Annotated in this window: 16 protein-coding genes; 11 read left to right on the top strand and 5 right to left on the bottom strand. The window is 54.9% G+C overall.

The genetic code is table 11. The features are described from left to right. Nucleotides 1–23 precede the first annotated feature (23 nt). The 7 genes from ampD to ACWI0H_RS17195 all read left to right on the top strand — a co-directional run bounded on the left by ampD (nucleotide 24) and on the right by ACWI0H_RS17195 (nucleotide 9,370). Complete coding sequence (gene ampD, locus ACWI0H_RS17225; RefSeq protein ID WP_035562168.1) at nucleotides 24–605, top strand: 1,6-anhydro-N-acetylmuramyl-L-alanine amidase AmpD; 582 nt, start codon at nucleotides 24–26, stop codon at nucleotides 603–605. Between the two features lie 402 nt (nucleotides 606–1,007). Further along, a complete protein-coding gene (gene aceE, locus ACWI0H_RS17220) occupies nucleotides 1,008–3,680 on the top strand; it encodes a pyruvate dehydrogenase (acetyl-transferring), homodimeric type (RefSeq protein WP_485874051.1) in 2,673 nt (890 codons plus the stop codon). Nucleotides 3,681–3,738: 58 nt separating this feature from the next. Beyond that, nucleotides 3,739–5,754 (top strand): pyruvate dehydrogenase complex dihydrolipoyllysine-residue acetyltransferase, encoded by a 2,016-nt coding sequence (gene aceF, locus ACWI0H_RS17215; RefSeq protein ID WP_485874050.1) that lies wholly within the window; start codon nucleotides 3,739–3,741, stop codon nucleotides 5,752–5,754. Between the two features lie 242 nt (nucleotides 5,755–5,996). Continuing rightward, nucleotides 5,997–6,650, top strand: a complete 654-nt coding sequence (gene adk, locus ACWI0H_RS17210; protein ID WP_008955958.1) for an adenylate kinase — start codon at nucleotides 5,997–5,999, stop codon at nucleotides 6,648–6,650. Nucleotides 6,651–6,773: 123 nt separating this feature from the next. Next, on the top strand, nucleotides 6,774–7,472 hold the full coding sequence (tsaB, locus tag ACWI0H_RS17205; RefSeq protein WP_176302340.1) for a tRNA (adenosine(37)-N6)-threonylcarbamoyltransferase complex dimerization subunit type 1 TsaB: 699 nt from the start codon (nucleotides 6,774–6,776) through the stop codon (nucleotides 7,470–7,472). Continuing rightward, nucleotides 7,469–8,212, top strand: a complete 744-nt coding sequence (locus ACWI0H_RS17200; protein WP_485874049.1) for a class I SAM-dependent methyltransferase — start codon at nucleotides 7,469–7,471, stop codon at nucleotides 8,210–8,212. Before tsaB ends, ACWI0H_RS17200 begins: the two co-directional genes overlap by 4 nt. 36 nt (nucleotides 8,213–8,248) lie before the next feature. Continuing rightward, nucleotides 8,249–9,370 carry a phospholipase D-like domain-containing protein gene (locus ACWI0H_RS17195; protein WP_485874048.1) on the top strand — a complete coding sequence of 374 codons (1,122 nt, stop codon included), beginning with the start codon at nucleotides 8,249–8,251 and terminating at the stop codon, nucleotides 9,368–9,370. A gap of 15 nt (nucleotides 9,371–9,385) precedes the next feature. Here ACWI0H_RS17195 and ACWI0H_RS17190 read toward each other — a convergent pair whose 3' ends face one another. Beyond that, nucleotides 9,386–10,045, bottom strand: coding sequence for a YecA/YgfB family protein (locus tag ACWI0H_RS17190; RefSeq protein WP_008955962.1), 660 nt, complete (start codon nucleotides 10,043–10,045; stop codon nucleotides 9,386–9,388). 71 nt (nucleotides 10,046–10,116) lie between these two features. Between ACWI0H_RS17190 and ACWI0H_RS17185 the strand changes: the two genes are divergently transcribed. The 3 genes from ACWI0H_RS17185 (at nucleotide 10,117) to ACWI0H_RS17175 (ending at nucleotide 13,754) form a co-directional block, all read left to right on the top strand. After that, a complete protein-coding gene (locus tag ACWI0H_RS17185; RefSeq protein ID WP_485874047.1) occupies nucleotides 10,117–10,665 on the top strand; it encodes a SprT family zinc-dependent metalloprotease in 549 nt (182 codons plus the stop codon). Nucleotides 10,666–10,910: 245 nt separating this feature from the next. After that, entirely contained in the window at nucleotides 10,911–12,860 is a 1,950-nt protein-coding gene (acs, locus tag ACWI0H_RS17180; RefSeq protein WP_485874046.1) for an acetate--CoA ligase, read from the top strand. A gap of 231 nt (nucleotides 12,861–13,091) precedes the next feature. Next, nucleotides 13,092–13,754 (top strand): response regulator, encoded by a 663-nt coding sequence (locus ACWI0H_RS17175; protein ID WP_007113812.1) that lies wholly within the window; start codon nucleotides 13,092–13,094, stop codon nucleotides 13,752–13,754. A 55-nt stretch (nucleotides 13,755–13,809) separates the two neighbouring features. Here ACWI0H_RS17175 and ACWI0H_RS17170 read toward each other — a convergent pair whose 3' ends face one another. From ACWI0H_RS17170 to ACWI0H_RS17155, 4 genes are all read right to left on the bottom strand, one after another. Further along, nucleotides 13,810–17,751: a hybrid sensor histidine kinase/response regulator gene (locus tag ACWI0H_RS17170; RefSeq protein ID WP_485874045.1), complete on the bottom strand. Its 3,942-nt coding sequence runs from the start codon at nucleotides 17,749–17,751 to the stop codon at nucleotides 13,810–13,812. Between the two features lie 106 nt (nucleotides 17,752–17,857). Continuing rightward, nucleotides 17,858–18,367, bottom strand: a complete 510-nt coding sequence (locus ACWI0H_RS17165) for a hypothetical protein (RefSeq protein WP_485874044.1) — start codon at nucleotides 18,365–18,367, stop codon at nucleotides 17,858–17,860. A 121-nt stretch (nucleotides 18,368–18,488) separates the two neighbouring features. Beyond that, nucleotides 18,489–20,270, bottom strand: coding sequence for a sodium:solute symporter family protein (locus tag ACWI0H_RS17160; RefSeq protein WP_485874043.1), 1,782 nt, complete (start codon nucleotides 20,268–20,270; stop codon nucleotides 18,489–18,491). A gap of 6 nt (nucleotides 20,271–20,276) precedes the next feature. After that, on the bottom strand, nucleotides 20,277–20,537 hold the full coding sequence (locus ACWI0H_RS17155) for a DUF4212 domain-containing protein (protein WP_176302347.1): 261 nt from the start codon (nucleotides 20,535–20,537) through the stop codon (nucleotides 20,277–20,279). Nucleotides 20,538–21,253: 716 nt separating this feature from the next. Here ACWI0H_RS17155 and ACWI0H_RS17150 point away from each other — a divergent pair. Continuing rightward, nucleotides 21,254–23,098 carry a DUF294 nucleotidyltransferase-like domain-containing protein gene (locus ACWI0H_RS17150; protein WP_485874042.1) on the top strand — a complete coding sequence of 615 codons (1,845 nt, stop codon included), beginning with the start codon at nucleotides 21,254–21,256 and terminating at the stop codon, nucleotides 23,096–23,098. Nucleotides 23,099–23,103: the final 5 nt, after the last annotated feature.

The raw sequence follows: 23,103 nt of genomic DNA, 5'->3' as shown, positions 1-23,103 counted from the left end.
CTAATATAGAGGAGAGCGTGCGCGTGGAAGAGAAACAACCGTTAAGTGGCTGGTGGGAAGGCGCTCGGCACGTGGTCTCACCCAACTGCGACGCTCGCCCAAGCGACGAAGTCTCGCTGCTGCTACTGCATGCGATCAGTCTGCCCCCAGGCGTGTTTAGCGGTAATGCCATTGAGGCGCTGTTTACCAATCGGCTGGTGGCAGATGAACATCCCTTTTTCACTGAAATAGCTCATCTGAGAGTCTCTGCGCACCTGCTAATACGTCGCGATGGAGAGTGCGTTCAATTTGTTGATACGGATCAGCGCGCATGGCACGCCGGGCGCTCTTGCTGGTGGGATGCATATCAGCTAAAAAGGCGAACAGCGCTCAACGACTTCTCGGTAGGCATTGAGCTTGAAGGGGACGACATTACCCCCTACACCAAAGCCCAGTACAACGCCTTGGTAGAAGCAACGACTTGGCTAATCGCGCGCTATCCACAGCTTAATAGCCGCCGTATCACCAGCCATGCCCATGTCGCGCCGCTGCGCAAAACAGATCCAGGCCCAGCATTTGACTGGGTTTATTTCCAGCAGCGGTTAACGTCACAGGCTGAGAAGTAGGGGGGCGATTAGGTGTTTTAATAACTAAGTGCTTCAATAACAAAGCAATAAAACAGTAGTTTAATTACAATTGTTGGCTTATTTGATACTGAAGAATGAGGTCTTTAATTTGCTTATGTTGCAGTGCAATAGTTTGTTTTCGATAGGCTTTTCCGCCCCGACAGAATTGGCAGCGTGACGACTTTGCGGTATCTTCCCCTATACAAAAGGCTAACTTTTACGACATTTGTGTAGCTTTACTACATAAAACGGTACGTAGCTTGTTGAATGTAGAGCTAAAACCCCTATCCGGCGTTTATTCACCGGCTGAATGTTGGCGCGTGGTGGACTTCCACACCGCCGCCCCAGGCCCATTAGGGTAGCGGGGCTAATTGTCATTTATCGTCATTCGGAGAGACCTCTATGAGTCTGGAGACAAGAGAAGATCTCGATCCGATCGAAACCACGGAATGGATAGATTCCTTGGAATCGGTGTTGGATCGTGAGGGCGAAGATCGTGCCCGCTACCTGATGACCCGCCTGGCGGATCGCCTGCGCCGGGACGGCATGAAGGTGCCCTTCTCGGTGACAACCCCGCACCGTAATACGATCCCGGTTCACCGCGAAGCCCCGATGCCTGGCGACCTGTTCATGGAGCGTCGTATCCGCTCTTTGATCCGTTACAACGCCATTGCTCAGGTGATTCGTAATAACCGTGCCAAGCCGGGCCTGGGTGGTCATATTGCCAGCTTTATGTCCGCGGCAACCCTGTATGACGTAGGCTTTAACCACTTTTTCCGCGCCGCCAAAGACGATTTTGCTGGTGACTTAATTTACATTCAGGGGCATGTGGCGCCAGGCATTTATGCACGCTCCTACCTGGAAGGCCGCCTGAGCGAAGAGCAGATGGACAAGTTCCGCCAGGAAGTCGATGGCGATGGTCTGTCTTCCTACCCGCACCCGTGGCTGATGCCGGATTATTGGCAGTTCCCCACGGTTTCCATGGGGCTTGGGCCGATCCAGGCGATCTACCAAGCGCACGTGATGAAGTACCTGCATCATCGTGAGCTGAAGGATATGTATGACCGCAAGATCTGGTGCTTCATGGGTGACGGTGAGTGTGACGAGCCGGAATCCCTGGGCGCGATCTCACTGGCCGGCCGTGAGAATCTCGACAACCTGATCTTCGTGATCAACTGCAACCTGCAGCGCTTGGATGGCCCGGTACGTGGTAACTCGCGGGTGATGGACGAGCTCGAAGGTGTCTTCCGCGGTGCCGGTTGGAACGTGATTAAAGTCGTGTGGGGCCGCCATTGGGATCCGCTGTTCGAGAAGGACAATAAAGGCATCCTTCAGAAGCGGATGGATGAAGCAGTCGACGGTGAGTACCAGAATTACAAAGCCAACGGCGGTTCGTATACCCGCGAGCACTTCTTCGGTAAGTACCCCGAAACCGAAGCGATGGTCAAAGACCTCTCTGACGAAGATATCTGGAAGCTCAACCGCGGTGGCCACGACCCGTTTAAGGTCTACGCGGCCTACAATGAAGCGGTCAACACCTCTAATGGCAAACCCACGGTTATCCTGGCACATACCGTTAAAGGTTACGGTATGGGTAGCGGCGATGGCGAAGCGGCCAACGAAGCCCACCAGGTCAAGAGCATGGAGTACGAAGCGCTCAAGACATTCCGTGATCGCTTCGGCATTCCATTGACCGATGAGCAGCTCAAAGATGTGCCTTACTATAAGCCGGAAGATGATTCCCCCGAGCTTAAGTACATGCATCTTCAGCGTGAGCGCTTAAATGGCTACCTGCCAAGCCGTCGCAGTGACTTCGACGCGCTGGAAATTCCGGCCCTAGAAGATAAAACCTTTGCCTCACAAATGGGCGGCTCTAAAGGCCGTGAAGTCTCCACCACCATGGCGTTTGTGCGGGTTCTCAACGGCCTGGTAAAAGATAAAACGCTCGGCAAAAAAGTCGTGCCGATTATCCCTGATGAAGCACGTACGTTTGGCATGGAAGGTATGTTCCGTCAGTTAGGTATTTATACCGCTGAAGGCCAGAAATATGAGCCGGTCGATAAAGGCCAGATCATGTACTACCGCGAGGACCAGAAAGGCCAGGTTCTTGAAGAGGGTATTACGGAAGCGGGCGCGATGTCTGCCTGGATTGCGGCGGCAACCTCCTACAGCAACAACCATGTCACGCTATTGCCGTTCTACATCTACTACTCGATGTTCGGCTTCCAGCGTATTGGTGACTTGGCCTGGGCGGCGGGCGACCTACAGGCCCGCGGCTTTATGGTCGGCGGTACCGCGGGGCGCACCACACTTAATGGCGAAGGCTTGCAGCACCAGGATGGTCACAGCCTGATTCAGGCCTCCACCATTCCCAACTGCCGCAGCTACGACCCGACCTACGCCCATGAAGTCGCGGTCATTCTGCAGGATGGTCTGAAGCGCATGTTCACCGATAAGGAGAACTGCTTCTACTACCTGACGGTCATGAACGAGAACTACGAGCATCCGGCGCTAGACAACGTACCCGCTGACGATATCGTCAAAGGCATGTACCTGCTGCGCGAAACCAAGGGTGACAAAGGCCGCGTTCAACTGCTGGGCTCGGGCACTATTCTGCGCGAAGTGGAAGCCGCCGCTGAGTTGCTCGAGAACGATTGGGGCATTGGCGCCGACATCTGGAGCGTCACCAGCTTTAACGAGCTGCGTCGTGAAGCGCTGCTGCTTGATCGTGAAGCCTTTTTGAGCCCTGATGCCGAGGCCAATAAGCCCCACGTCACTAAGTGCTTGGAAGGGCGCGATGGGCCGGTTATCGCGTCTACCGACTACATGAAGCTGTATGCCGACCAAGTGCGCGCTTGGGTGCCGGGTGACTACACTGTATTGGGTACCGATGGCTTTGGCCGTTCAGACACCCGCGCGAAGCTGCGCTACTTCTTCGAAGTAGACCGCTACTTCGTAACGGTAGCAGCGCTGCGTGCGCTGGCTGACCGCGGCGAAATTGATCGCAAGCTTGTCGGCGAAGCGCTGAAGAAGTACGGCATTGACGCTAACAAGCCTAACCCGCTGACTAGCTAAACCGCTGACCGGTGGGCGCTTGCCCACCGGCTCGATCCGATTTGGAAGGAGCGCGACCTTGAGTAGCGAAATCATCAAAGTTCCCGATATCGGCGGCGATACCGATGTCGAAATCATCGAGATTGCGGTGTCAGTAGGCGACGTTATTGAAGCGGAAGACACCCTAATCACGCTGGAATCCGATAAGGCCAGTATGGATGTACCGGCCCCGAAAGGCGGCAAGGTATTCAAAGTGCTGGTTAAAGAAGGCGATAGCGTCTCCGAAGGTGACGATATCGTTGAGCTGGAAGTTGAAGGTGGCGGCGACGAGAACCAAGAGACCTCGTCTGATAGCCAGCCTGAAGAAGCCCCAGCGAAGCAGGAAAAACCTAAAGAGCCGTCTCAAGAGCAGCAGCCTGCGGCTAAAAAGCCAGCTGGTGGTAAGCAGACGGTTGATATTATAGTGCCGGATCTCGGCGGCTCGGACAGCGTCGAAATTATCGAAGTCGCGGTCAGCGAAGGCGATGACGTCGAGGCCGAAGACACGCTGATCACTCTAGAGTCTGATAAAGCCTCCATGGACGTGCCCAGCCCCTATAGCGGTAAGATCGTTAGCTTTACCGTGAAAGAGGGCGACACGGTCTCGGAAGGCGATGTGATTGGCCAGATGGAGATCGTTGGCGAAGGCGATGACAGCGAAGACGCTTCTGACGACCAGGCATCCAGCCAAACTAGCAGCGAGCCACAAGCGGCGGCTGAGCCGGATGACGAGCCAGAAGAAGCCGCCAGCGGCGAGCCAGAGCGCAAAGAGATTCGCGTCCCGGATATTTCCGGTGCATCTGACGTGCCGATTATCGAGATCGGCGTAGCGGCGGGTGACGAAGTCAACGAAGAAGACCCACTGATTACCCTGGAGTCCGACAAGGCCTCTATGGACGTGCCCAGCCCCTATAAAGGCAAGCTCCTTGAGCTAACCGTTAAAGAGGGCGACACCGTTTCCGAAGGCGATGTAATCGGCTATATCGAAGTCGCGGGTAGCAAAAAAGCGGCGCCGAAAAAAGCCGCCCCCGAAAAAGCTGAGCCTAAACAAAATAAGCCGGCCAAGGCCACTGAGTCTCCGGCGGGTACGCCCAGCCCGGAAGCCCAGATGGCGGCCCATAAGCCCCGCGATGGCAAGCTGGTTCACGCTGGTCCAGCGGTGCGTATGCTGGCCCGTGAACTGGGCGTTGATCTAGGCTTGGTGAAGCCTAGTGGGCCGAAAGACCGCGTGCTCAAAGAAGACGTGCAGGCTTACGTGAAGCAAGTGGTGGCCAATCAAGGCAAGGCTCAACCAAGTGCCGCAGCCGCTACCGGTGGCGCGGGGATCCCGCCAATTCCGGAAGTCGACTTCAGCCAGTTTGGTGAAGTGGAAGAGAAGCCGATGGGGCGCCTGCTCAAAATGGGCGCGACCAATCTGCATCGTAGCTGGCTCAATGTTCCCCACGTCACGCAATTCGACGAAGCGGACATTACCGAGCTGGAAGCGTTCCGTAAGGCGATGAAAGCCGAAGTGGAAGCCCAAGGCGCCAAGCTGACGCCGCTGCCGTTTATGGTCAAAGCCTGTGCGTTTGCGCTGCGTAAGTTCCCGCAGTTCAACGTCAGCCTGAAGGGCGATGGCGAAACGCTGGTATGGAAGAACTACGTCCATATCGGTATCGTGGTTGATACCCCCGATGGCCTGATGGTGCCGGTGGTGCGCGACGCCGATAAAAAGTCCTTGGTGGAGATTGCCAAGGAGATGGCGGATCTGGGTAAGAAAGCACAAACCAAAAAGCTCAAGCGTGACGAGATGACCGGTGGCTGCTTCACTATTTCGAGCCTCGGCTCGATCGGTGGCACGGCGTTTACGCCAATCGTTAACGCGCCGGAAGTGGCTATTTTGGGTGTGTCTAAAGCGCAAATGAAGCCGGTATGGGATGGCAGTGCCTTCCAGCCGCGCTTAATGATGCCGCTGTCGCTCTCCTATGATCACCGTGCCATCAATGGCGCTGACGCAGCTCGCTTCACCGCCTTCCTGGCAGATGTGTTGACCGATATCCGTCGTTTACTGCTGTAATTGGTAGCGATAGAGTCTTACAAGCGGCGCCCCTCGGGGCGCCGCTTGTGTTTGCTAAATGGCTAGCAGCGCGACCAAAGTGGTAGTTTTACGGCACTTGGCTGTTTTAATTTAAAAAAATTGAAATAAAAGCGGGTCTCTCAGGCTTTTGGGGAGTTGTGTCGCCTGAGAGGCGCGGTTATTGTCAGTTAACAGATTTTTCATACTCATTCTTCATACTAAGAATTTCAAGGAGCAGAGCCATGCGTTTAATCCTGTTGGGTGCCCCCGGCGCGGGCAAGGGGACTCAAGCTCAGTTTATTTGCGAGCAATTCAAGATTCCGCAGATTTCCACCGGGGATATGCTGCGCACGGCCATTAAAGATGGCACTGAGCTGGGCCTGAAAGTAAAAGAGATTATGAACAGCGGTGGTTTGGTGTCTGACGACATCATCATCGATCTGGTCAAAGAGCGTATCAGCCAGCCAGACTGTGAAAATGGCTTTTTATTCGATGGCTTCCCGCGCACGATTCCCCAGGCTGACGCCATGAAAGAGGGCGGCGTTAAGCTGGATCACGTGGTGGAAATTGCCGTGCCCGATGAAGAAATCGTTAGCCGCTTGGCGGGACGACGTGTTCACCAAGCCTCGGGCCGTGTCTATCACGTTGATCACAACCCGCCTAAAGAGCCGGGCAAGGATGATGTGACTGGCGAAACGCTGATTCAGCGTGAGGATGACCAGGAGTCTACGGTGCGCAATCGCCTCTCGGTTTATCACGACCAAACAGCCCCGCTGGTTGAATATTATCAGCAGTGGGCCGCGCAGGATCCGCAGAGCGCTCCCCAATATCATCGCATTGAAGGCGTAGGCAGCGTGACCGACATCACCCGTCAGGTGAAAGAAGCGCTAAGTTAATAAACGCTATTGTTTAATCGCATCGTTATTACCTGCCAACGATGGCCCGCTTCGGCGGGCCATCGTCGTGATGGCGTGACAAAGGTATAATGCTGCCATCTTTCTTTCGAGTGGCCACTTGTTATGCCGTTACATCTGCTTGCCCTGGACGCCTCCTCTAGCGCGTGTTCTGCAGCCCTATTGCGCCAAGACGAGACGGGGGCTACTTGCCTGGCGCGCTTTGAGATGACGCCCCGCGCCCATACTCGCCGGTTGCTGCCAATGGTGGATGAAGTGCTTGCCGAAGCGCAGGTGACGCCTTCCCAGCTTGATGCCGTCGCGTTTGGTCGTGGCCCGGGTTCGTTTACCGGGCTGCGTATCGCCGCAGGCGCTGCTCAAGGGTTGGCGTTTGGCCTCGATTGCCCGCTATTGGGTATCTCAACGTTGGAAGCACTGGCGCTTCAGGCTCACCGCCGCTATCACCTTCGCCACGTGGTGACGGCTTTAGATGCCCGCATGGGCGAGGTGTACGCCGCGACCTGGCACTGCCTGAAAGACACGATTACGCCGATGAGCGCCGAAGCCGTGCTGGCCCCAGAGGCACTGCGCTTGCCCGGCGACGAAACCGACTGGGTCGGCGTAGGCAGCGGCTTTACGTTGTGGAAGCGCTTCACTGTCGATTTACAGCTAAGCATGCCCCAGCATTTGGATGATTTAGAGCCCCGCGCTGAAGAGATGGCGTGGCTGGCAGCGCGTGATTTTGCCGCTGGGTTGGGGCAGACTGCACACTTGGTTCAGCCGGTTTATCTGCGTAATGACGTCGCCTGGAAAAAGCCCGCATGAGCTTTGTGAAGAGCCCAGTTGAGACCAATGTCGAGAGCGACGTTGAGTGCATTGCTCTGCCTGACGGGCTGCGTTTAGTACAAAGCGATGATGGATTGGCGCTGGTCGGTGATGAAAAACGCTATGGCAAGCCGCTTAGCGTCGATTTTGTGGCGGGCAAAGCGGCCCATCGGCGACGTTTTGGCGGTGGGCGGGGGCAGCTGGTTGCAAAGGCCTGTGGGCTAGCCAAGGGCGTGTCACCTAGCATTGTTGATGCAACGGCAGGGCTAGGCCGCGATGCGTTTGTGTTGGCCAGTCTCGGCGCCCAGGTGCTGTTGATTGAACGGGTCGCGGCGATTGCGGCGCTTTTGGACGATGGCCTGAAGCGTGCTCTAAGGCATAGCGACACGGTGGATATTGCCGCCCGAATGACACTGCGCCACGGCGATGCGGCGCAATCTCTGGCGGCGCTTGTTGCCAGTGCTCATTTTGCGCCGCAGGTGATACACCTGGATCCGATGTTTCCCCACCGCGAAAAATCAGCGCTGGTGAAAAAAGAGATGCGTCTGTTTCGTGAGTTGGCCGGGGATGATGACGATGCCCCGCGCCTGCTTGAAGCGGCGCTGGAGGTAGCCACCCACCGAGTGGTAGTCAAGCGGCCCCGCAAGGCACCCCCTATTGAGGGCCCGGCACCGCAGCACACGCTTGAAGGCAAAACCAGCCGCTATGATTTGTATGTCCATCGCTCATTAGTGCGCTAATCGGCTCGCTTATCGACAGTAACGCAAGGAGCACCCATGCAGAATGCGTGGCGAGAAGGTAATCGATTTACGCTGCTGCCAGAGGCATCGCGCTTTCTGCCAGCCATGTTTGAAGCAGTACATAGCGCTCGTCACTATGTGTTGGTCGAGCTCTATTTGATGGAGTCAGGAGAGCTTGCCGATCAAGTGAGCACTGCGCTGATTGACGCTGCCCAGCGTGGGGTTCGTGTCTGTTTACTACTGGATGGATATGGCTCGATGGGGTTGTCTAGCGAAGACCGCCAACGATTGAAGCAAGGCGGCGTAAAACTGCGTTTTTTTAATCCCATTGGCTTTCACTCCTTAGCGCTTAACTTAAGCCGCGATCACCGCAAAATAGTCGTTATTGACGGCGAACGGGCATTTACCGGTGGCTTTGGCGCGGTAGATGAGTTCCTGAATGCCTGGTATGAGATTGCGCTACGTATTGATGGACCGGTGGTGGCGGACTGGGAGCAGCTGTTTAGACGACTCTGGAGCTCGAGGCTAACTCGCGCTGAGAAGGGCGATAATAGTGCGGGTGCACTGCCTGAACGGCGTGAGCCACAAGCCCATGCCGATGGCCAGCCGGGGCGGGCGATGTCGGCGCGGGGCTATCGATACCAAGCAATACGCCATTCACTGCATGAGCGCGTCAACCAGGCAGAAACGCGGCTATGGCTATGTACACCCTATTTCGTGCCTACCTTCGCGTTGCGGCGTCGCTTGGTGCGGGCCGCACGGCGGGGGATCGATGTGCGCCTGCTGCTGCCTGGGGCAAAGCATGACCATCCTAGCGTGCGTTTTGCCGGTCAACGCTTTTACCATTCGCTAATGAAAGCGGGGGTGCGCATCTTTGAGTTCCAGCCGACCTTTATCCATGCCAAATTTGTGCTCGCCGATAAGTGGGTAAGCATTGGTTCGTGTAACTTTGACCACTGGAATCTGCACTGGAACCTGGAGGCCAATCAAGAGGCGCTAGACCCTCAATTGGCGGAGGATGTGCGTGAACTTTTTGTACGTAACTTTGCCGCAAGCCAGGAAGTAGACGCCGCTGCCTGGGCGGCGCGCCCCTGGGGGCAGCGCGCTCGTGAGTGGATCTACGGGGTGTTGGATGGGATCATCATGCGGCTTAAATAAGGGCCGCGGGTAGCGTTAGCGTTTCTTGCCCTTGGCAGGCGTTTTCTTGCGCGGCTTGGGTTTGGAAGTTTCCGGCGGGACGCGGTAGTGCAGGTAAAGGTCCAAGACGAGTTCCGGCAACTGCACCACCAGCGACTCCTGGCGCGCTTGATCCTTAGCGAGCTCGGCCATGTCGGGTTCATCATCGAACAAGCCGGAGAGCAGCATAAACGGCAGCAGCAGCGTGGCGGCGGCCTCTTCATCGTCTTGAAACCAAGCGCTTTCATCGCTGAAGACGCCTTCCATAAAGCCCGCGCACCAGTCGCCTATCGGTGTTTCTTCGGCAGGCTCGCCGCCAAGCGTTAGCTCAAAGGGGAGTTCGGGTAAGCCACCCTGTTCAAGTACTGCCACCGCATTGTCACGCAGCAGCGTGAGCAGGGTGATAATCTCATCGCGCTCGGCGTCGTCGGCATAGCGTGGCTCGCCCTGAAAAAGCTCTGCCAACCACTGGGCGGGCGGCACTTCGCTAGGGGCGACGGCAAGCGCCACTAAAAAGCCATGAGCGGAGATCAGATCGAGGGCGTCTTCATCCACTTGATCAGAGTCGAGGAAGTCATCCAGTCTGTCCAGTTGCTCATCCTCGAGCAGTGGCTGCGGGGGCGTGTTTGTGTCGGGCGTGTCGCTGCGCTCTGCCATGAGTAAAGCCTCATCAATGCGAATCGGTAATCATCGGTCACTAGGAAACCATAACGGCTAGTTTATCACTAATGAAGACGTCTCCACTGCCCCCTTGGCCAGCTGCTGAACTGGCCGACATGACGGAAACAGAGTTGCACCACGCCGCGCGGGTTCGCGTGGAGCAGGCGTGGCAACGCTGTTGTGAAGTATGCCCTACGCTGCCAGCGCCAAAGGTGTGGTTTAACCTGCGCGGTGCGTCGGCCGGGCAGGCGCATCTGGGGCACGGCGGCTTGCGTTTTAACCCGGTGTTGTTGAGTGAAAACCGCACGGCTTTTTTTGAGGATATTATTCCTCATGAAGTGGCCCACTGGTTGGTCTTTCATTTAGATAATGGTCCCCGCTTGAAACCCCATGGCCGTGAATGGAAGACGGTGATGCGCGATCTTTTCGGTTTAGTGCCCAATGTGACCCATCAGTTTGATATTCAGCAGGCGCAACCAGCCCCTTATCGCTACCAGTGCGATTGCCGGATTCATCAATTTACTCCCAGGCGTCATGCTTTAGTGGCAAACGGCCGTCGTTACCGTTGCCGTCACTGTGCTAAGACCTTGGTCTACAGGCCAGAAGATAAGCTTTGATTTAACTATAAATGTTTGTTTTTTAAATAAAAAATGATAATACCAATGTCTAAAGGGAAGCCAGGGCGAGGAGGTTTATGCTAGGGGGACACTCATGGCAGTCGATACCCCTGATAATGGCCAATAACACCCAGCAAAGTCTTCAAGTAGCGTCTTCGAGCAATGCCTTCAATTAGTGTATCGACTACAGTTTCTTTAGATGGCACTTTATAGAAAAGTGCATTTTCATGGACAGAGGCAATTTTATGAGCGATCAACACAACGTCTATCCGGTGCGCGACGATTTCGCCGCCAATGCCTGGGCCGATAAAGCTAAGTACGAGGCCATGTATCAGCAGTCGATGGACGATCCGGAAGGATTCTGGGCCGAGCAGGCCAAGCGTCTTGACTGGATTAAAGCGCCCACTAAAATCAAAAACACCTCTTTTGCGCGTGATAATGTCGATATTCGCTGGTTTGAGGATGGGCTGCTTAACGTCAGCGCCAACTGCCTGGATCGTCATCTAGAGAAACGCGGTGATCAAACGGCGATTATCTGGGAAGGCGATAATCCCGATGACTCCAAGCACATTACTTATCGTGAGCTCTACGCACGTACGAATCAGCTAGCCAACGCGCTGAAAGAGCTGGGCATTCGTAAAGGCGATACCGTTACGCTGTATATGCCGATGATTCCCGAAGCTGCCATGGCGATGCTTGCCTGTGCGCGCATTGGCGCCGTGCACTCGGTCGTTTTTGGTGGCTTCTCGCCAGATGCTGTTGCTCAGCGGGTGATTGGCGCCGACTCCAAGCTGGTGATTACCGCCGATGAATCGGTGCGTGGTGGCAAACACGTACCATTAAAAGAGAACGTGGACGCCGCGCTGACCCGTGACGGCACCGACGTGTGCAAAAACGTTCTGGTGGTGAAGCGTACCGGCGGTGAAATTGAGTGGAAAGATGGCCGTGATGTGTGGTTTGACGAGCTGGTAGATAAGCAGTCCAGCGAGTGTGAAGCCGAAGCTATGGGCGCCGAAGATCCGCTGTTTATTCTGTATACCTCCGGCTCTACCGGTGCTCCTAAGGGCCTGAAACACACCACCGGTGGTTACCTCACCTACGCTGCGATGACGCACCAGTACGTGTTCGACTATCAAGAGGGTGAGATTTACTGGTGTACCGCCGATGTGGGCTGGGTGACTGGTCATAGTTATATCGTTTACGGACCTTTGGCGAACGGTGCGACCACCGTCATGTTTGAAGGCGTTCCCAGCTATCCTACTCATGGCCGTTTGGGCGATATCGTTGATAAGCACAACGTCAATATTCTCTATACTGCACCTACCGCGGTGCGTGCCCTGATGGCCCATGGCGACAACGTCATGGACTCCAGCAAACGCGATAGCCTGCGTCTGTTGGGCTCTGTGGGTGAGCCGATCAATCCGGAAGCCTGGGAGTGGTTCTATCGTGTGATCGGCAACGAAAAGTGCCCGATTGTAGATACCTGGTGGCAGACCGAAACCGGCGGTATCATGATTGCCCCGCTTCCGGGCGCTACACCGCTCAAGCCCGGCTCTGCGACCGTGCCGTTCTTTGGCGTCAAGCCCGCGCTGGTGGATAACGAAGGTAACATTCTAGAAGGTGCCACCGAAGGTAATCTGGTGATTCTCGATTCCTGGCCGGGGCAGGCGCGCTCTATTTGGGGTGACCACGAGCGCTATATCCAGACCTACTTCTCAACCTATGACGGTATGTACTTTACCGGTGACGGCTGCCGCCGCGATGAGGATGGCTACTACTGGATCACTGGCCGTGTGGATGACGTGCTGAACGTTTCCGGTCACCGGATGGGGACCGCTGAAATTGAATCGTCCTTGGTAGCGCACAGCGCCGTTGCTGAAGCAGCCGTTGTTGGCTTCCCGCACGATATTAAGGGACAAGGCATCTATATTTATGTCACCCTGAATGACGGTATTGAGGAGTCTGACGAGCTCAAAAAAGAGCTGACCCAGTGGGTGCGCAAAGATATTGGCCCGATTGCCTCGCCGGATGTTATTCAATGGGCACCCGGCTTGCCGAAAACCCGCTCGGGTAAAATCATGCGCCGCATCCTGCGCAAGATTGCCGCTAACGAGTGCGACGGTTTAGGTGATACCAGCACGCTGGCGGATCCCTCGGTAGTCGATGAGCTGATTGAGCATCGCGCCAATCAATAATGGCGACACCGTAGTAGGCTGTTTAGCCTAATAAGGGCTGTTTACCTAGAAAACAGTGCCGACCCGTGTAGGTCGGCACTGTTGTTTTTGTTGGTATGATCTATCTATTACAAATTGTGCATGTGATGCTTGGGCATGATGAAGCCCATGGGGTACCATGCTTCACAACCGTAAGAGCCTAGCGTCGCGGCGGCAGACAACCCCGCTGCTCGAGGAACCGGAGGAATATCCATGGCAGTAGCTCATAAGTTTATCGTCGCTGACGATCACCCGCTGTTTCGTGCAGCGCTGACCCAAGCGTTACGCCAGTTGGCCCCCCAGGCGGAAATTGTCGAAGCGGATACCATGGAAGCCACCACTGACGTGGTTAACCGCCACCCAGACGCTGATTTGATTCTGCTGGATCTGCACATGCCGGGAGCCCACGGCTTTTCCGGCTTGATTCAATTGCGTGGCCAGATGCCCGATATCCCCGTGGCGGTGGTATCAGGTAGTGATGAGCCCTACGTGGTGCGTCGTGCTATTGACTACGGCGCGTCGGGTTTTATCCCTAAATCATCGTCTCTACAACTCATTGCTGAAGCCGTCGGTGAAATTCTGCAGGGCGAAGTGTGGTTGCCAGAGGCATTGGCCAACGTGCTGGAAGAGACCAGCGAAGAAGAATCGCGCTTTGCTGAGGCGATTGCGTCGCTGACGCCCCAGCAGTTTCGCGTGTTGAACATGTTGACCGAAGGCCTGCTGAATAAGCAGATCGCTTATGAACTGAGCGTTTCTGAAGCGACGATCAAAGCCCATGTGACCGCGATTCTACGTAAACTGGGCGTGCACTCACGTACCCAGGCCGTTATTGCGGCTCAGAAACTGGAAGTCGAACCGCCAAAAGTCGTTTCCTAACTACCTGTCTTCTTGATACTTAGCATCTAAGTAATTAGCACCTGAACCGCGGCGCTTAACGCGCCGCGCGATTGGCCTGCAATGTGCGCGTCAATAGCGCCCGCAGCGCCGCGGGTTTTACGGGCTTCAGCAGTAGTTGATAGCCCGCCCGCTTGATCTCTTCAGCCACCGCTTCGGTACGATCAGCGGTGATGACAATGCCCGGTACCGCCCCCTCAAAACGCTCGCTGAGCGCTTCTAGCGCCATTAGACCGGTGACTTCGTTATCCAGGTGATAGTCCGCCAAAATAGCGTCCGGGTCGCCATCCATATTGCGTAGAATCGATTTAGCCCCACCGATACTGGTAGCCGTAAAGACTTCGCAGCCCCAGCCGCTTAGCATGGCGGTCATGCCTTCCAAAATCAGCGTTTCATTATCGATACACACAATCCGTGTGCCGCTCAGCTTGTGGCTGCCGCGCCGTGCCTGAGGTTCAAGCTCGCTATTGCTTGGCTCGCGAGCGGTAACGATCGGCACGCTGACCGAGAAAACGGCGCCTTTGCCCACTGTCGAGCGTACTTTGATGGGGTGATCCAGCACACGGCTCATGCGGTCGGCAATCGACAGCCCCAGCCCCAGGCCTTTCTCGCTCTCTTTGTGGCGTGACACCTGATCCAGACGGCGAAACTCCTGAAAAATTTCGGTGAGCTTAGATTCGGGAATGCCGGGGCCGCTGTCCCACACTTCAATCGAGAGCCAGCCATTATGACGGCGGCAGCCCAGCAGTACGCGTCCCTCTTGGGTGTAGCGAATCGCATTGGATAAGAAGTTTTGTACGATTCGGCGCAGCATCTGCGGGTCTGAGTCGACCCACAGCTGGGTCGGAACCACTTCTAAGTCCAATCCGCGATCATCCGCCATCACCTCAAACTCGGCGCGTAACGGGCGAACGATATCCGCCAGGGCAAAGTGACTGCGACGCGGCGTCAGGGCGCCTGCGTCCAGCTTGGAGATATCTAGCAGGGTGCTGAGCAACTCCTCAGCGGCTTGCAGCGAGTTATCGATATGGCCGACGATGCGTTGAGTATCGGTGGTGGTAACGTTTTGCATCAGTGCAGAGGTAAACAGCCGTGCCGCGTTAAGCGGCTGCAGCAAGTCATGGCTGGCCGCGGCCAAAAAGCGTGTCTTGGAGGCGTTGGCGTCTTCCGCCAACTGCTTGGCTTGACGCAGCGCTAACTCGGCCTCGGCGCGGACCCGGTTCTCCTGGCGTAGTGCCGAGTTGGCTTCAGAAAGCGCCTGAGTACGTTCACGCACGCGCTCCTCAAGGGTTTCGTTGGTCTCTTTCAGGGCAATTTCAGCTTGGCGGCGCTCGGTAATATCCTGATAGAGCGCGAAAAAGCCCAGAATCGCCTGACTATCGCCAAAGTGCGGCGTATACGTGACCAGCATATAGCGCATGGCCTCATTCACCCGTAGCGAGACTTCAAAGCTGACCCGCTCGCCATTCAGCGCACGGGCGACCCATGGTGTGCGCTCTTCCGCTTGCTTGACCGGCAGCACGTCTTCAAAACGACGGCCGATGACGGCGTTGCGGTCAATGTTGAACGCTTGCTCATAGGCGCGGTTGGTAAATAAATAGCGGCACTCTTTGTCGAAGTAGGCAATCAGCGCTGGCACATTATCGGTATAGATACGGATATTGTTTTCCGAGCGGATCAGTGCCTCTTCGATCCGCTTTTGCTGGGTAATATCCTGATAAGTATAAACAAACCCGCCGCCGGGCATGGGATTGCCCTGGACTTCAAGCACGCTGCCATCCTGGCGATAGCGTACGTAGCGGTGGGGCTGGCCTTCGCGGATATTGTCGAGCAGCAGTTGCACATGCTCTTCCGGGTCACCTGGGCCGTATTCGCCGTTGTGGGCGTTATAGCGGAAAATGCGGTCTATGGGTGCACCGACACGAATTAAGTGGTCAGGGAAGCGGAATAGCTCTAAATAGCGCTGGTTCCACACCACTAGGCGCAGGTTCTGATCAACCACGCTGATACCCTGGTTAATATTTTCGATGGTGGCCTGAAGTAGCGCCCGGTTGAACTCGAGTACTTGAGAGGCTTCATCGACAATCGAGATCACATCGGAGATACCAATACCGCGGCCCTGGAGTGCCGAGTTAACCACAATCCGAGCCGAGGACGCGCCCAGCACCGAGGCCAGAAAGCGTTCAGTAAACTGAATAATATCAATTGAAGCACGGGTGCCGTCGTCGAGTGGTTTGCCGGCACGGCGAGCGTAGTCTTCAAAGGCACGATCCACTTGGCCCGCCCCTAAAAAGCGCTCACACAGCACTTTTAAGTCACCCACCGTGGTCGCCCCGGTCCAGGGGCGGTTAACCGAGGTCTGACGCGTTTCTACGCTGTCCACAAACAGAGAGGCTTGAATACGCTCGACCACTCGCTGGGAGGTGATTTGCGAAACAAAGATGTAGCAGAACAGGTTAACGCCCAGTGACAGCATAACGCCATGGGTAAAGCTATCACCCAGGTTGAGTCCAAACAGCGCCGTGGGAGAGAGCCAGTTAAGCCCCAGTGGGCCGCCATCAAGCCAGGCGCTTGGCAGCACACCGGCATTGATCATGGCAGGCATCAGCAGGCTATAGGCCCAAATGGCAAAACCGGCATTCATGCCCACCACCACGCCCAGCCGGTTACCGCGCTTCCAGTAGAGCCCGCCAATGACGGCGGGAGCAAACTGTGCCGCCGCGGCAAACGAGAGCATGCCGATAGACGCCAGCGAGGTAAACTCAGCGATAAGGTGGTAGAAGCCGTAAGCCATCGCCAGCACGGCGACAATCGTTAAACGCCGGGCGCGTAGCACCAGGCGGCCGTAATCCCGGGCTTTGGTGTCAAACCAGCGCAGTCTGAACAGCGCCGGGATAACAATTTCATTGGAGATCATGATTGACACGGCTACCGCGGCGACAATCACCATACCGGTGGCCGCAGAGAAACCGCCGATGAAGGTAAGCAGCGTCAGCCATTCGTGGCCTGAGGCCATTGAAAGGGCCAACACATAAGTGTCGGGCTCTACGCCGCTTTCGGAAAATAGCAGCAGGCCTGCTGCTGCCAGCGGCACTACAAAAAAGGCAATTGCTAACAGGTAGAGCGGGAATAGCCAGCGCGCTTTGGTGGCATCGTCGGGGTGAATGTTCTCAACAACCGCCACATGGAACTGACGAGGCAGACATAAAATCGCCAGCATCGCTAGCAGGGTTTGTGCCCAGAAGCTCTGACCAAAATCCTGATTGGCCAGCTGACGCTGAAGTTCAAGCTGGCTTTCAGCATGGCCCATCAACTCGCCTAAACCACCAAACATTCCCCAGGTGACAAAGGCCCCTAGCACCAAAAAAGCCAGTAATTTAACCAGCGATTCAAACGCTACCGCATGGATTAAGCCTTCATGGTGTTCGGTGGCATCGGTATGCCGGGTACCAAACAGAATCGCGAAGACCGCCATGACAATTGCCACATAGAAGGCCGTATCGCCAAACAGTGGCGTATGGGTCACATCGGTGGCGTCGGTGAGCACACTAAACGAGGTGGAAACCGCTTTTAGCTGAAGCGCGATATAGGGCAGAGTACCGACCAGCGCCACGAGACTGGCAAAGGCGGCCAGGGATTGGGTTTTACCATAGCGAGAGGCAATAAAGTCGGCAATGGAGGTGACGTTTTGATGTTTGGCGACTCGAATCATTTTGGCCAGTACTGGCCAGAAGAGCAAAAATGTCAAAATCGGGCCGACAAAGATGCTTGCAAACGACCAGCCTGCGGTCGCTGCTTGCCCCACCGCGCCATAAAATGTCCACGACGTGCAGTAAATCGCCAGCGCCAGGCTGTAGATAATTGGACGCCGTCGAGTAGCGCCATGGGTACGCGCGTGGCGGTCACCATACCAAGCAATGCCAAATAGAACGGCAATGTAAAGTAGCGATACCGCTACCAGTAATCCGCCGTGAAACATGCCTCTCTCCCCGCCAGAGTGTGCGACCTGCTTGTAAGGGGCTCTATTCTAGGCGAAATAGTGCAATGACTACATGGGCTAATTCGCTTTTGGGAGCATCACTTTATTAGCCGCATACGTTGCTTAGTAATGGCGAGGTTTCCCGTAGTGTACGAATCTCAGACAGAATAGGCTCTCGGGTCGCTTCCTCCAGGGGAACTAGTTCACGGCTCTCGCAGTTGAGCAGGAAGGGTTGGGTAATCAAAATATCGGTGTGATGGCGTTCAAATTGATACAGGATAAACTCCGCCAAACGAACGCCATCCTGTTCAAAGAGACGAATATTTTCGCTATCGACCACGCTGAACTTTGTCGTCATCGGGATAGCAAAGGTCCAAGGGCGCCATACCGCGGTACCCGTATCACTGGAAATCAAGGTGGCGGTCTCAGGCAGCTGTGCCTGCTTATGCTCAAACCAGCTGTACTCTACATGGATTTGATAGCCCAGCATGCCCAGCCCGCCAAACACCGGCACTATCCACTTAGGCAAACGCTTGCCGCTTAAGGTGCGCAGTATCAGGCCAATCCCCGCGGCCGCCAAACCTGCAAAAACAGCAGCGATTAAATGCCAAATCATAAAATTTCCTTTCTAAGGCCATCTCTAAAAAGCATCGGGCCTCCGTAAGGAAGCCCGATGGTGAGGTCGTTTCCTAAGCGTTAGCACCATGTTGCGCTAACGCGTTGGAAAGGAGTATGACTTAGTGATCTATCGCCATGCCAGCACCTTTCGGATAGCGAACGCTTTCCACCAGATCCTGAATTTCCTGTGGCGGCTCAGCAGTCACTCTGGAGACCGCGAAGGCAACGGCGAAGTTGATCATCGCGCCTACCGCACCGAAGGAGAGTGGCGAGATGCCCAGGATCCAGTTGTCCGGCGTATTGGCCAGCATATTGGTGCCCGGCACGAAGAACCAGCCCAGGAAGGTGAAGATGTAAAGCAGGGTGCAAATCAAGCCTGCCAACATACCGGCAATTGCGCCTGAGTTGTTCATCCGCTTGGAGAAGATGCCCATCATCAGTGCAGGGAAGAGCGATGCACCGGCAATACCAAAGGCCAGCGCCACCGTCTGTGCCGCAAACCCAGGCGGATTAAGCCCCAAGTACGTGGCCAACAGAATTGCACCGCCCATGGAGATTCGCGCTGCCAGCATCTCGCCTTTTTCGGAAATCTTCGGATTGATCATTGTTTTGATCAAGTCGTGACTGATTGCCGACGAGATCGCCAACAGCAGACCTGCTGCGGTGGAGAGTGCCGCCGCAATACCGCCTGCCGCGATCAAACCGATTACCCAGCCGGGTAGGTTGGCAATTTCCGGGTTAGCGAGTACCAGAATGTCGTTGTTAACCTCTAGCTCGTTGCCTTCCCAGCCACGCTCTGAAAAGTCGACAGCATCGTTATACATCTGGATACGGCCATCATTGTTCAGGTCGTTGAAGGTGATCAGGCCGGTGTCTTCCCAGGTGCGGAACCACTCAGGACGATCTTCGTAGAGGATCGGGTTTTGTGTCGCCTCTTCGTAGTTCTCTACCTGCCCCGCCATTTCCGGATACACGGTCGTTGCCAAGTTCAGGCGTGCCATGGAACCGACCGCAGGTGCGGTTAGATAAAGCAGCGCGATAAACACCAGTGCCCAACCAGCAGACCAGCGTGCATCAGCTACTTTCGGGACGGTGAAGAAGCGAATGATAACGTGGGGGAGACCGGCAGTACCGACCATCAGCGACAGGGTGAACAGCACCATGTTGAGTTTGTTATCTACATCCGCCGTGTAGTCTTGGAAGCCAAGCGCATTCACTACATCGTCCAGTTTCTCAAGCAGCGGCACCCCTGACTCAGTGTGGGTACTGAACATGCCGAACATGGGAATCGGGTTGCCCGTCAACTGGAAGGCAATAAACACGGCTGGAATGGTGTAAGCGATAATCAATACAATGTACTGCGCCACCTGGGTGTAGGTGATGCCCTTCATACCGCCAAATACGGCGTAGAGGAATACGATCAGCGCGGCTAACCAGATACCCCAGGTGTTGCTGACTTCCAAGAAGCGTGAGAACGCCACGCCCGCACCGGTCATTTGGCCGATAACGTAGGTAACCGAGGCTACAATCAAGCACACGATCGCAACGAAACGAGCGGTGTTACTGTAGAAACGGTCACCGATGAAGTCGGGCACGGTGAACTTACCAAACTTACGCAGGTAAGGGGCTAACAGCATCGCGAGGATAACGTAGCCACCGGTCCAGCCCATCAGGAAGGAGGAGTTAGCGTAGCCACCGGAGGCCAGCAGACCCGCCATGGAAATAAACGACGCCGCTGACATCCAGTCTGCCGCAGTGGCCATCCCGTTGGTGATGGGGTGAACCCCGCCGCCTGCGACATAGAAGTCTTTCGTTGAGCCGGCGCGCGCCCAAATCGCAATGCCTATATATAGGGCAAAGGAGGCGCCGACGAACAGTAAGTTGATTGCAAACTGGCTCATGCTGGCTTACTCCCCAAGGCCAAATTTTTCATCAAGCTTGTTCATCTTCCAGGCGTAGAAGAAGATCAAGACAATGAAAGTCAAAATAGAGCCCTGTTGTGCAAACCAGAAGCCGAGGTCAGTACCGCCAACCGGAATGCCGGCGAGCAGCGGGCGAAAGAGGATAGCGCATCCGTAAGAAACAAATGCCCAAACGGCTAGGCATCCGAAAATTAAGCGGACGTTTGCTTTCCAGTATTCAGCAGCATTGGTTTTGTCGTCTGCCATTGTGTTTCTCTCCACTTGTGATTTTTAAGGTTGGGAAAGTTCACGAGGAATAGCGTGTGATCCATTATGGGTAATCGCACGTCGGAAACCACTCGAACTGATAGGTGATGAATCAACTGTTTGTCAGAGCGCCACCTTTATTATCATTATCCGCGACGGAGTGTCGAGTTAGTTAGTGACGTGAGATTACCCCACATGACTCACTGCTAATAGTGGGCAATAAATACAAAAAAATAAATCCCATACTTTGGTATCAATAAACGTAAGAAGAGTGAATATTTTTCTCCATGTTGTTGAAAATAGGTGATTTTGATTGCCTGTTAAGCGATGTTGGTAGGCGTTTATAGCGTTATGGGACGATAGTCTAGTAAGTCAGTAAAGCGTATTATTTGCTACTTTAAATAGTGCTCTTGTCTATCTAGCTAAGCTCAGTTTGTGAAAACAGATACTTTGGTCGTGTATCAAAAGTCGCTTCGACGTTAGCGTTATAGCTAAAGGTATAACAAAGATCTACTTGCTACTTTTGAAGTGAATCCTTATACCCATACCACCTCCTTCATACAATAATTGATAATTGCTTTTTGATGCACTGGAGTGGGAGAGTCTATGTGAAGCGGCACTCAGTCACGATATTTATTTGTTTTATCTTATGTTCGCTCGCTTGCATTAAGGCAAAGGCTGATTAGTCCCGGCTCCGTTTAATGAGGTCATACACCATGGTCGATGTGGATTTGTCCCAACTGCCGTTTACGCTTTTAGATGAGGAAGGGCGTGACCACATTCGCCGTGGTATTGACCTTGCCTATTTTGACCGCGACGAAACCATTTTAGAGACCGGGCAGGCGGGTGAATTTGTTTATCTTATTCATAAAGGTGAGGTGGCGGAAATTGATCCAACGCTGCCCTCGTCAAGCTCTCGGATTGGACACTATACGGCGGGAGATATATTTGGCGCGATCAGTATCCTCAACGGCAAAAGCCGCTACCGTTTTAAGGCCGAGCAGGAGTGTTTGTGCTACCTAATGCCCAAGGCACTGTTTCAGCAGCTGTGTCGTCATTACCCGGACTTCAGTAATTTTTTCCGTCAATCCCTGACCCATAAAGCGCGCATGCTGACGGAAAAGCGTGCCGAAGGCGGTGTCACCATGGCGGGCTTTATGCTGGCCAAGGTGAGCGAGTGTATGCGCAAACCGCTGTTGATGGCGGCGACGACAGATATTGCCAGTGCGGTGAAGCAGCTCAATGATAGCCACGCCGACAGCCTGCTGGTCGAGACCCAGGGTAAGCTTGGCATGGTGACTAAAACCGATCTTTTAAATGGCTTGGTGTTAGGCACCAGTGCGGTGTCATCGCCGGTTGATGAGGTAGCCCATTTCAACTTAGTGACGGTCGAATCTGATCAATACTTGTTTGAAGCATTAGTGCTAATGACTCGCCATAAAGTAGCCCGGGTGGTGGTGCTGGAGCAAAACGAGCTCAAGGGGGTGGTGGAGCTTACTGATGTACTCAGCTACTTCTCCAGCCGCAGCTATGTAGTGAGTCTACAGGTCGAACAGGCGACCAGTTTAGAGGCGCTTTTGGCGGCTAGCCAACGTACACCAGAGCTGGTCAAGGCGCTAATGGCCCAGGGCGTTAAGCTGCGCTTTGCGATGGATCTGCTTGCCGCGCTCAACGGTCGCATAATGAGCAAGGCCTGGGAGTTCACCATTGATGAGCGTTACCACGCCCAGAGCTGCATGATGGTGATGGGCAGCGAAGGGCGCGGTGAGCAGATTTTAAAAACCGATCAGGATAACGGCTTGATTATTGCCGATGAAACCCAGTGGCCTGATCTTGCCAAGCAGATGCAGACGCTTACCGATACCCTGATTCAGCTCGGCTATCCGCCGTGCCCCGGCAACATTATGGTGTCTAACCCCGAGTGGGTAGGCACGGTGTCCCAGTGGAAAGCCAGCATTGCCAAGTGGGCCCATGAGCGTGATGGCGACAGCTTAATGAAGCTCGCCATTATGCTAGATGCCCACGCAGTGGCGGGCAATCCGCGCTTGCTTGAAAGCGTAAGGGACGAACTGTTTGAGCGCTGCTCGGGTGATGAACTGTTGCTCTCATACTTTGCCCGGACGGCGCTGCGATTCTCTACGCCGTTAACCCTTTTTGGGTCGCTAAAAAAGCCCCAGCACGGCATTGATATTAAAAAAGGCGGCATTTTTCCCATAGTTCACGGTGTGCGCACCATGGCGCTTGAACGGCGTATTAAAGCAACTTCGACCCTTGATCGACTCGACGCCCTGGCCGCCGATGGGCGTTTGGATCGCCGCTTTGCCGATGACCTCGGCGAGGCGTTGGCGCTATTTTCCGAACTACGTCTTAAACAGCAGCTAAGCGCATTGGATATGAGTGTCGACGCGCAACAGGCTGGCGCCGAAAAGAGCAGTCGCGCTAACCGTGTTGTGGTGCAAGACCTCTCTTCCCTTGAGCGCGACCTACTGCGCGAAGCTCTGCATATCGTCAAAGATTTTAAACAGCGGCTTTCTCATCGTTATCACCTGGAGTATTCGTGAGCGGA

This window comes from Halomonas sp. NYA30 (assembly GCF_976980765.1).
Note: the sequence above shows the minus strand (reverse complement) of the source record. Positions and strands in the feature narration are given on the sequence as shown.

Coding starts and splice junctions, on each gene's coding strand:
- acs (WP_485874046.1), top strand. CDS start 10,911: ATGAGCGATCAACACAACGTCTATCCGGTGCGCGACGATTTCGCCGCC.
- ACWI0H_RS17195 (WP_485874048.1), top strand. CDS start 8,249: ATGCAGAATGCGTGGCGAGAAGGTAATCGATTTACGCTGCTGCCAGAG.
- ACWI0H_RS17170 (WP_485874045.1), bottom strand. CDS start 17,751: ATGTTTCACGGCGGATTACTGGTAGCGGTATCGCTACTTTACATTGCC.
- adk (WP_008955958.1), top strand. CDS start 5,997: ATGCGTTTAATCCTGTTGGGTGCCCCCGGCGCGGGCAAGGGGACTCAA.
- ACWI0H_RS17150 (WP_485874042.1), top strand. CDS start 21,254: ATGGTCGATGTGGATTTGTCCCAACTGCCGTTTACGCTTTTAGATGAG.
- ACWI0H_RS17190 (WP_008955962.1), bottom strand. CDS start 10,045: ATGGCAGAGCGCAGCGACACGCCCGACACAAACACGCCCCCGCAGCCA.
- ACWI0H_RS17165 (WP_485874044.1), bottom strand. CDS start 18,367: ATGATTTGGCATTTAATCGCTGCTGTTTTTGCAGGTTTGGCGGCCGCG.
- ACWI0H_RS17155 (WP_176302347.1), bottom strand. CDS start 20,537: ATGGCAGACGACAAAACCAATGCTGCTGAATACTGGAAAGCAAACGTC.
- ACWI0H_RS17200 (WP_485874049.1), top strand. CDS start 7,469: ATGAGCTTTGTGAAGAGCCCAGTTGAGACCAATGTCGAGAGCGACGTT.
- ACWI0H_RS17175 (WP_007113812.1), top strand. CDS start 13,092: ATGGCAGTAGCTCATAAGTTTATCGTCGCTGACGATCACCCGCTGTTT.
- aceE (WP_485874051.1), top strand. CDS start 1,008: ATGAGTCTGGAGACAAGAGAAGATCTCGATCCGATCGAAACCACGGAA.
- ACWI0H_RS17185 (WP_485874047.1), top strand. CDS start 10,117: ATGAAGACGTCTCCACTGCCCCCTTGGCCAGCTGCTGAACTGGCCGAC.
- ACWI0H_RS17160 (WP_485874043.1), bottom strand. CDS start 20,270: ATGAGCCAGTTTGCAATCAACTTACTGTTCGTCGGCGCCTCCTTTGCC.
- tsaB (WP_176302340.1), top strand. CDS start 6,774: ATGCCGTTACATCTGCTTGCCCTGGACGCCTCCTCTAGCGCGTGTTCT.